Annotated in this window: 5 protein-coding genes; 1 reads left to right on the top strand and 4 read right to left on the bottom strand. The window is 45.3% G+C overall.

Annotated elements, in window-relative coordinates:
* Nucleotides 1-649: 649 nt before the first annotated feature.
* Together NTW12_04840 and NTW12_04845 are read right to left on the bottom strand one after the other, a co-directional pair.
* The gene (locus NTW12_04840) at nucleotides 650-994 is read right to left on the bottom strand and encodes a hypothetical protein (GenBank protein ID MCX5845672.1); all 345 of its coding nucleotides are present in this window, start codon (nucleotides 992-994) and stop codon (nucleotides 650-652) included.
* Between the two features lie 44 nt (nucleotides 995-1,038).
* Nucleotides 1,039-3,180 carry a fused MFS/spermidine synthase gene (locus NTW12_04845; protein MCX5845673.1) on the bottom strand — a complete coding sequence of 714 codons (2,142 nt, stop codon included), beginning with the start codon at nucleotides 3,178-3,180 and terminating at the stop codon, nucleotides 1,039-1,041.
* 201 nt (nucleotides 3,181-3,381) lie between these two features.
* Between NTW12_04845 and NTW12_04850 the strand changes: the two genes are divergently transcribed.
* Nucleotides 3,382-4,749, top strand: a complete 1,368-nt coding sequence (locus NTW12_04850) for a serine hydroxymethyltransferase (protein ID MCX5845674.1) — start codon at nucleotides 3,382-3,384, stop codon at nucleotides 4,747-4,749.
* A gap of 47 nt (nucleotides 4,750-4,796) precedes the next feature.
* On the opposite strand, the gene NTW12_04855 is transcribed toward NTW12_04850, so the two are convergent.
* Together NTW12_04855 and NTW12_04860 are read right to left on the bottom strand one after the other, a co-directional pair.
* Nucleotides 4,797-5,930 (bottom strand): hypothetical protein, encoded by a 1,134-nt coding sequence (locus NTW12_04855; protein ID MCX5845675.1) that lies wholly within the window; start codon nucleotides 5,928-5,930, stop codon nucleotides 4,797-4,799.
* A 103-nt stretch (nucleotides 5,931-6,033) separates the two neighbouring features.
* Nucleotides 6,034-6,306 (bottom strand): hypothetical protein, encoded by a 273-nt coding sequence (locus tag NTW12_04860; GenBank protein MCX5845676.1) that lies wholly within the window; start codon nucleotides 6,304-6,306, stop codon nucleotides 6,034-6,036.
* Between the last annotated feature and the right edge of the window lie 531 nt (nucleotides 6,307-6,837).

A 6,837-nucleotide genomic window follows, 5' to 3' on the forward strand; every position in this document is an offset into this window, starting at 1 on the left:
GTATTTGTACTTTCATATCAGTAGCTTATAGCATAAATCACAGATAAAAACAACCAAATCCTACAACTTTCTTCAGTTTTCAAAGAGCAGTATCAATGTTTACGCGGGTTTCAGCCTGCATTTTTCAGGACGAACTAATTATTTTGTCAACAGGAAATCATGTGATTATATGAAATAATTATTAAAAAGAACTGATCTAATGATTACGGGTTACAATAAGCAAGCCGTCCCAAGTTGTGATGGGACGGCTCGTACTGTATCATATTCAAAACGAACGATTCCACCTATCGTATTTTATTACATAGCGTAATGTTTCTTAACTAATTCTGCTAATTTTAGTTTTTTCAACCAATTCAATGGAACCTGCATGGTTACCGAAACAACCCTTGGAAGACGTCCAATTTCCACCGCACCCGCAATCGTCACTCGATTCTGTACTTCTTCTTTAAAAATATTGATAAGGCATTGTTTTTTCACGGTGGGAGTATGCGAAGAACATTCTTGTGTGTCAATTGAATAATTACTACAAATTACATACTCATTCTTCTTCTGACTCCTGAAAAACCCATCAGGCCGGGACCAGGGAGGAGGGACTACATTGTTTATCCATGCGTCCTTATTATCTTGAATCGTTATTGTTGTATTTACCTTAGTCCTTTTTCTTTGAAGCGGTGAGATCGTTAGTACCAAATCTTGTGTAATGACCGTAATCTCTAAGCCACAATTCAAGAATCTCTTTGAGGTCATTAAGTGCTTCTTTATATCCACTTGTTTCATCTTTGTTTATCATATCATCTACTATAACGGAAACATCCTGAATAAAATCCTCTGATCTGCCTCGGTATAAATAATTTCTCATTTCCGACATTTCGATTTCTATCTTGTGAAGTCTCTCCTTTATTTGCTGTAATCGTTTATCCAATTCAATGGATTCACACTTTAATATTGAAAAACTCTTAATTATTTCTTTTACTTTGTCGGTATCCTGTAACATCGTTGCACTTCCTTTTCCTGTTTATATATCTTCTTGAAAAAATATCACAATGGATTCAGGTTGCCCTTGAACATATCATATTTAGCCCAGTGATACCTGAGATTTTCCAGCAGGGGGGCCAGAATATTGATGTAATCGTCGGTCCAGGGTGCAGAGCCGTTCAAACCGTCATCCTTGCCAAGTCTGATCCAGCCGCGGTTTATAAGTGGTTGGAGACGTGCAGGGTTCCTTGCGAGAGCGACACACCAGGCGGCATTCTGGTAATATTTCAGTTTATCGCTTGTCGCCGGTACATTTATGGCGCCATACAGGTTCAGCCCGGCAGATGTGGATTTGATCACCGGCCGTAACTCATAGTAGCGGTTGGAGACGTGAAACAGGATCACCCCATTTTCCGCCAGCCGACTGAGGTATATCTCCATTGCTTCGCGTGTCAGTAAGTGGGCCGGTATACCATCGCCGGTAAAGGCATCCATGTGGATGATATCGTAGTCCGTCTTATCGTTCTCCACCTTTTGCATTGAGAGGCGACCATCACCGACGACAACACGGATTTTCCCCTTACAATCATCAAGATACGTAAACCATTGGCGTGCGATTTTTTCATTGTCAGGGTCTATTTCATAATAGGTAATATGGTCATCCGGTTTTGCATAGGTCGCGACGGCGCCCGAACCGAGTCCAAGGACGCCGATTCTCCGCGGCGCGGGCGTTGTTTCATAGACCTCAGCGATTCCCCCACCCGGGTAGAAATAGGCAATAGGTGTCTGCCGCATGTCCGGGTCCAGCAACTGGGCTCCATGGAGAGTCCTGCCGTGAAGAAGCTTTCTCATCCCGCCGGGTAATCCTTCTGCCGGTGGTTCGTCTTTAATGCGGTAGGTTCCGTAAAAGTTACGATGGCGAAATTTTATCGGTTCTTTCCATGATGCCCAACTCTCCATTCCGATGAGTGTAAGCATAATAACGATGATAAGAATACGGCTGCCGGCGGCCAGATGCGAGGTGCCGGTCCGATAGAGTATAAATGACCTGTCGCAGCACCACCAGAATGAAACGCCGAAGATGACTAACAAAATGGGATATTCGAACAGTCCTCTAAATAGAAAAGGGGCCATAAGACTGATGACCGCGCCGCCTATCCACCCCCCCAGTGCCATGGTCAGATAGAAATTCGTGAGAAGGCCTGCGGGCGGGCGGCGTTCGTAGAGGGTGCCGTGGGCAACGAGACAGATCATAAAGAAAACAGATAGATGCCCGATGATGGCGAGCCAGTGTGAAGGTCCCCACAGATAGAGTATGAATGTTATAAGCAGGATTTCAGGCCACAGGATTTTCAAATACCTGGGGACGCCGCCGCTGCTGCGGAAGGTTACGATAAAGCTGCCTAAATAAAGTGCAAGAGGAGCGACCCAGGTCAGTGGGAATGACCCTACTTCCAGTGCGATGAAATTGGTGACGGCCAGGAGGAAAGCAGAAGGGAGACTGCTTAACAGGAGCCACTTTACATACGTCAAAGGTGTGACGGTATCCTGCTCGATTCCTTTTCTGCTTTTTGGAGTTTGTGTTTTCGGGCCTTTAAACGGGCGAAATTGGAACCAGGCCGCCACAACGAGAATCGCGTAAACAATATACGTTCCCATCCATGCAAGGCTCTGTATTCTTAATCCCACAAGAGGTTCAGCTAAGAATGTATACCCCAGCAAAGCGATAAGAGAACCTGCATTTGATGCCGCGTAGAGCGGGTACGGCTCGTAGTCCTGTCCGGCCGAAGATCGATAGAGCCACAGCTGGGCGACAACCGCCGTTGTTGAAAGGACAATAAAAGGCAGCGCCACATTCAGAAGCAAAATGGTGAGAACATTAAGGAGTGGTGCGTGAGGACTGGGTTCAGCATGGATATTCAACGGCAAATTGATCAGGGGAAGGGCGAGAAGGAGTAGATGCCACCCTCCCATTTTTTTTGCGAAGAGATGGGCGTATAAGTACCCGATCAAAAGCATTGCCTGATAGAACATAAGGCAGGTAAGCCAGACATGGGCTGCACCGCCAAAAAAAGGAGTCAGCAGTCGGCCGACGAGCGGCTCCATCCCGAAAAGAAGGAGTGCACCGGAAAAAACCATACTTGTGAGTACCACCATGGCCAATCTATGGCTGACGGCGCCGGTTTTTGTGTTTACTTTTTCCATTAAGAGTACCCTATTTTCTTTCCCCCCTTTATTAGGGGTTAGGGGGATTTCGCGGCTTTATTACCATATAATGGCAGAGAACAGCTATTAAAAATCAGCGTATCGTACGTGAGCATCAAATCTTTCTAAAACGTCTTGTGATAACTGAAAGGATAATGTAGAATGGCCGCGTATTTGTTAACAATACAGGAGGAAATATTCATGGATTTTCCACATTTGCAGAAACAAGATCCCGAAGTTTATGAACTGGTCAAACAGGAGGAGCAAAAACAACAATACAAACTGTCGATGATCCCTTCCGAAAACTTTTCTTCTCCGGCAGTGCGGGAGGCTTTGGCGTCAGTCTTTGTACATAAATATGCTGAGGGATATCCCCGTAAAAGATATTATGAGGGAAATCAGTTCGCAGATAGTCTTGAGGAACTTTGCCAGAAGAGAGCACGGCAGGCATTTTCTCTTCCGGATGATTGGCATGTGAATGTGCAGCCACTTGCAGGAGCTAATTCTAATCTGGCCGTTTATAATGCTCTTCTGGAGCCGGGCGACACTATTCTGAGCATGTATCTGCCGGATGGCGGACACTTATCGCACGGCTGGTCATTTCCCGAGCAGGATGAACAGGGATTAGGAGGACAGGTTGAGCAATCGATTTATTTAGGAGGGAAGAGAAAGATCAGCATTGTTTCGAAAATATTTAAAGTGGTACAGTACAAAGTAGAGCCTGATACAAGACTCTTTGACTATAAAAAGCTTATGGCAATTGCGAAAGAATATCGTCCGAAAATAATTATTTCAGGGGGTACGGCATACCCGCGCGAGATTGATTATAATGCCCTTCATTCTATCGCGAAAGAAGTAGGCGCTTATTATCTTGCCGATATCGCCCATGAGGCCGGCCTCATTGCAGCCGGTGCTAATAAATCGCCGGTAGGAAAGGCGGATGTTGTAACTTTTACCACGCATAAGACCATCCGTGGACCGCGTGGAGCGGTTATTTTATGCAGAGGCGATCTGGCGGATAAAATTGATTTTGGCGTTTTCCCGGGATTGCAGGGTGGCCCTTTCGAGCACACAATCGCTGCTCTTGCAGTTTGTTTTAAAGAGGCATGTACCCCGGCATTTAAGGAATACGCCTTTCAGGTAGTGAAAAATGCGCAGAGATTGGCCCAGAGGTTCATGGAAAAAGGCTATGACGTCGTTTCCGGTGGAACTGATAAACACCTCGTATTGATTGATATGAGAAGCAAAAATCTTTCAGGCCGTAATCCTGCTAAAGCCCTGGACCGGGCAGGTATCATCATGAATCGTAATTCTGTTCCGAATGAGACGGGATCGCCAATGAATCCATCAGGATTACGTATGGGTACACCAACCATCACGACCCGCGGTATGAAGGAACCGGAAATGGATCAGATTGCGGAGTGGGTTGACCGTGTGATTAAACTCGTTACACCTGCCTGCGAACTGAAACCCGCTGAATTTGAGGAAAACATCAAGAATATTACGGAGCTGGATGGTATAGCCGCAGAAGTGAAATCACTTTGCCGGAAGTATCCGCTGGATATTTGACCGGGAGCATATTTTTAAAATACTTCCCCTCTCTTTGCGGGAGGGGATTATGGATCAGCAAACCATTTTTTCATAAATAGTTTCTTCTCGGCGCAACGGCTTTCGTTCCAGCATGAATCAATGATTACCGGAGACTGACCGCTTGCTTCGATCATCACCTGCCAGGGCCGTTTTTCCAGCACTACGTGAAAGTACGTGGCAAAGCTCTCGGCAAAGTCTTCCCACTGACTCGCTGATGCCTGCAAGGAGGGGAAACTGGAATGGTTCTTAAGGTTTTTGTAGGTGCTCAAAATCTGGTTATTGGAAAGAGGCGCCTTTTCAAACGAATAATATCGGATTGATCCCCGCTCGCGAAATGTATCGTCAAATAAACTTACGATTTTCCCGTCTTTGTTCATTTTCCACGATAGCTTCGGAAACGGCAGTTTTACGGGGGAAGCAGGTTTTGAGTCATCCCATGGAGGATGAACACGGGAAGCCATTCCCAGTGCATGACCGAGTTCGTGCAGGAGAACAAAACGGATGGCATTTACAACAGAATCGTTTCCTTCCGTTTCAATTTTCACTCGAAGCACAATATTCTCATAGGCTTGCGGCTTAAAAACACTGCTTTCTTTCCATGTGCCCCACTCATTTGCCTTTCTTTTTAAGAGAACACCTTTGTCGAGGACGATAATCGCATACGTTTCCTTTCCGTGTTCGTCCCTGACAGCTTCGGTATATCCGGAGCTGCCGAGGTCATTCACAGTGAATATCCCGATCACCCTCTCTTCGGCCAGCCGTTTCACCGGTCCGGGTAACCGGGAGGCAATAATCTTCAATGCTTCAAAAAATTCCGGTGGCGGATGGGCATCTACGGGTCTTTCTGAAAAACCAGACAGTTCATTTTCGATGCAGATGCGTTCAACGAGTTCTGCCGGAGCGGGGGCGATTCTCTGCCATAAGGGATGCGTTTTCCACTTCTCACCCCAGTACTGTATGGCAATAACAGGACTCTCCCGGTATTTCTGACGAAGGTCGGCTTCCCTGGAGGTACACGAGAGAAGAAGTCCCATGATCAGGGTGCAGGATAAAATCCTGCAGAATGGATTCGGTAATAGTGTCATAGTATTATTGGGCGGGAAGTTGATAGAGAATCGCTTATTATGGGCCAGTATAGTGGAAATGATTTTATATGTCAAGGCGGCGAAACCACACGTAAGTGGTATATGCCGCTGAGCGTATTTTTATAGATTGTATAATCCATATCGGGAACAGAGATCAATCTACAGAAACAAGCGGTTTTCATTCCCGACTGTAGACAAGACCCATCGTAGCAAGCAGGAGAATTGCAAAACCAAACCCAATATAGGGAAATGTAATGCTATCGATCTTTAACACGCCTTTTTCCGTGAAGAGTATCATGTTCGAGATGTAAGCCCAACGAATGAGAAAGCAATAATTGAGAATCAAAGCCAGTCGTGGGTAACCGAAAACTAATGCGAGCGTTGTCAGGGATAGAAGAGTAAGTATTTGAGAAAGTGGTATCGATAATTGTGTTGATACTATTGTTTCCATTGTACGGTCCTCCTTTGTTAAATAAACGCATTCAAAATTTTTGAAAGCGCCTTTTGGTGTTAATCTACTTCAGAACAAAGCAAAATACTGTGACGGAGATCACAAAAGACTGATTTTTTATAAAGTCAGGTATTGATGACTTTGAAAAAAGTTAAAAATTGAGTGGGTTTTTTACAAGGTCTTTAAGAGGAATGAGACCGATAGTCTCTTTTACATCTTTCAGTGTAAAAGATTCGGGAGTTGCTTTGATTTTATGTACCCTATGAAACGTAAAAAGTTGTCGAGCCTGCACACCAAGTGGACGAGATTTCGATACATGCTGATGATTTAAGTAATAGTGTAAAGTAAAGATCGGTCTTAATATCTCCGACCGCCTCCGCCTCCGCCACCACCACTACGTCCACCTCTGAATCCACCGCCGGAGTTGGACTGGTGTGGTCTTGCTCGTCCTCTATCGCTATCCTTTTTCGGTCTGGCCTCACTGACGACAATTGTGTTTCCGTCAAGCTGGCCGCCATTGAATTTTTCAAT

This window comes from Deltaproteobacteria bacterium (assembly GCA_026388545.1).
In the GTDB taxonomy this organism is placed as follows: domain Bacteria; phylum Desulfobacterota; class Syntrophia; order Syntrophales; family UBA2185; genus JAPLJS01.

What these genes read in the sequence shown, in the direction of transcription:
- NTW12_04840 (MCX5845672.1), bottom strand. Translation starts at nt 994, where the DNA reads ATGTTACAGGATACCGACAAAGTAAAAGAAATAATTAAGAGTTTTTCA.
- NTW12_04845 (MCX5845673.1), bottom strand. Translation starts at nt 3,180, where the DNA reads ATGGAAAAAGTAAACACAAAAACCGGCGCCGTCAGCCATAGATTGGCC.
- NTW12_04850 (MCX5845674.1), top strand. Translation starts at nt 3,382, where the DNA reads ATGGATTTTCCACATTTGCAGAAACAAGATCCCGAAGTTTATGAACTG.
- NTW12_04860 (MCX5845676.1), bottom strand. Translation starts at nt 6,306, where the DNA reads ATGGAAACAATAGTATCAACACAATTATCGATACCACTTTCTCAAATA.